The sequence below is a fragment of the Methylobacterium sp. CCH5-D2 genome, assembly GCF_001556475.1.
GTDB classification, from domain to species: Bacteria; Pseudomonadota; Alphaproteobacteria; order Rhizobiales; family Beijerinckiaceae; genus Methylobacterium; species Methylobacterium hispanicum.
In genome coordinates, this window is record NZ_LSIX01000314.1 from 1 (window position 1) to 2,475 (window position 2,475).

A 2,475-nucleotide genomic window follows, 5' to 3' on the forward strand; every position below is an offset into this window, starting at 1 on the left:
CCGCCGCCGCTGGCGGGCGCCGGCCTGCGCTCGCCGCCCCGCTCGCCGCCCTGCGCGCGGCCGCCGCCGAAATCGCCGCCGCGGCTGACCTGTCCGCCGCCGCCCTCCTCGTCCGAGGCGAAGTCGCCGCCACCGCCGCCGCGCCCGTCGAGGATGGTCATCTCGCCGCGGAAGCGCTGGAGCACCACCTCGGTCGTGTACTTCTCGACGCCCGAATTGTCCGTCCACTTCCGGGTCTGGAGCGATCCCTCGATGTAGACCTTCGAGCCCTTGCGCAGGTACTGCTCGGCCACGCGGGCGAGGTTCTCGTTGTAGATCACCACCGAGTGCCACTCGGTGCGCTCCTTGCGCTCGCCGGAGGCCTTGTCCTTCCAGGTCTCGGAGGTGGCGAGCCGGAGGTTCACGACCGGATCACCCGATCCGAGGCGGCGCGTCTCGGGGTCGCGCCCGAGATTGCCCACCAGGATCACCTTGTTCACGCTGCCCGCCATCGCTCTCTCCTACCGTTCCGATCTCACTGGGCGTTCGTCTCACGAGCCCGGGCCGGTCCTTGATGAGCCCCGGGAGCGGCCGCCGCAACGCGGGGCGGGCCCTTGTTCCCGGTAAACACATGCGGCGCGGGTCGCGGTGATGTTCTATCTTTGTTCGAGAAAGCCGGCAAGCCGCCCGCCCCGGCGCCCCGGGGACGGACGGCCGGCGATTCAGGCGACGTGCACGACGAGCTTGCCGAAATTCCGGCCCCGCAGCATGCCGATGAAGGCTTCCGGCGCCCGTTCCAGGCCCTCGACGACGTCCTCGCGGTGGCGGACCTTGCCCTCGGCGAGCCAGCCGCCGACGTCGCGGACGAAGGCCTCCTGCTGGTCGGCGAAGTCCCAGACGATGAAGCCCTGCAGGTGCAGGCGCTTGGTGAGGATCGTGCGCATCAGCGTCGGCAGCCGGTCGGGCCCGGGCGGCAGCTCGGTGGCGTTGTAGCCGGAGACCAGCCCGCAGACCGGCACCCGGGCGAAGTCGTTGAGGAGCGGCAGCACCGCCTCGAAGACCGCGCCGCCGACATTCTCGAAATAGACGTCGATGCCCTTCGGGCAGGCGGCCGCCAGCGCGTCGGCGAAGTCGTCGGCGCGGTGGTCGAGCGCGGCGTCGAAGCCGAGCGTCTCGGTGAGGTAGCGGCACTTGTCCGGTCCGCCCGCGATGCCGACCGCCCGGGCGCCCTTGAGGCGGGCGATCTGGCCGACGAGCGAGCCCACCGGGCCGGCGGCGGCTGCGACCACCACGGTCTCGCCCGCCTTCGGCCGACCGATGGTGAGAAGCCCCGTATAGGCCGTCATGCCGGGCATGCCGAGGATGCCGAGCGCCGTCGTCGGCGGTAGCCCAGGGGGCAGCCGGTGCAGGCCGCGACCGTCCGAGATCGCGTAGTCCTGCCATCCCCCGTAGGCCGAGACCAGCTCGCCCACCGCGTAGTCCGGGTTGTTGGACTGCACCACCTCGCTCACCGTCCCGCCGACCATCGGCTCGCCGATGGCCACCGGCTGGGCGTAGGACTTCGCGGCGCTCATGCGCCCGCGCATGTAGGGGTCGAGGGAGAGCCAGCGGGTGCGCAGCAGGATCTCGCCCTCCCGCGGCGTCGGCACCCGAGCCTCCTCCATGCGGAAATGTGCGGGCGTCGGCTCGCCGTGCGGGCGCGAGGCGAGCACGATGCGACGGTTCATGGCGGCCATCACGGCTTCTCCTGCTGGCTCGGAATCCCGATCGTCCGGTCAATCTGGACCGTGTGCCGCCCATGGCAAACCCGGCTGGCAAACCCGGCTGGCAAACCCGGCTGGCCAATCCGGCCGGAAAACCCGATCCGCACGCGGCGGCGCCTCACCGGCTCTCGCGCGTTGTCTCGGTCCGACGAACCGCCATCCGGAGACCGACATGCGGCCCCTCACCCTCGGACTTGCCCTCGCGCTCGCGCTCGGTGCGGACGGGTCGGCCGCCTCCGATCCGCTCGCGGCCCATCGGGGACAGGCCCGGATCCTCGTGGTCGCGGCACCTGAGGCGCGGGACCCGGCCCTGCTGGCGCAGCGCGAGGCCCTCGCGTCGGCCCGCGCGGGGCTGCGGGAGCGGGATCTCGTCGTCGTCGAGGCGGTCGGCGCGGGTGCCGACGCGTCCGCGCTCCGGCGCCGCCTCGGCCTGCCGGACCGGGCGTTCCGCGCCGTGCTGATCGGCAAGGACGGCGGGCCGAAACTGACCGCGACCGAACCGGTCGCACCCGAGCGTCTGTTCGCGACGATCGACGCGATGCCGATGCGGCGCGACGAGATGCGGGGGAGCCGCTGACGCAGCCATTCCGCCACGGTGCGCGACGAGAAAGGGCCGCCCGCGGGCGGCCCTCCGGATCGTGTGCGGACGCCGCTTCGGTGTCAGTAGCAGCGTTCCACCAGCACCCGGCGGTAGCCGTAGGGCGTCCAGCGCACGCGCGGGACGGTGTAGCAC

At 72.6% G+C, this 2,475-nt stretch carries 3 protein-coding genes; 1 reads left to right on the forward strand and 2 read right to left on the reverse strand.

Annotated elements, in window-relative coordinates; genetic code table 11:
* Positions 1-491: single-stranded DNA-binding protein (ssb, locus tag AX737_RS08225; RefSeq protein ID WP_066920495.1), on the reverse strand; the 491-nt coding region annotated here is incomplete at its 3' end.
* A gap of 210 nt (positions 492-701) precedes the next feature.
* Positions 702-1,715, reverse strand: a complete 1,014-nt coding sequence (locus AX737_RS08230) for an NADP-dependent oxidoreductase (protein WP_066920497.1) — start codon at positions 1,713-1,715, stop codon at positions 702-704.
* A 199-nt stretch (positions 1,716-1,914) separates the two neighbouring features.
* On the opposite strand from AX737_RS08230, the gene AX737_RS08235 reads away from it, so the two are divergent.
* Entirely contained in the window at positions 1,915-2,319 is a 405-nt protein-coding gene (locus tag AX737_RS08235; protein WP_066920499.1) for a DUF4174 domain-containing protein, read from the forward strand.
* The last annotated feature ends 156 nt before the right edge of the window (positions 2,320-2,475 follow it).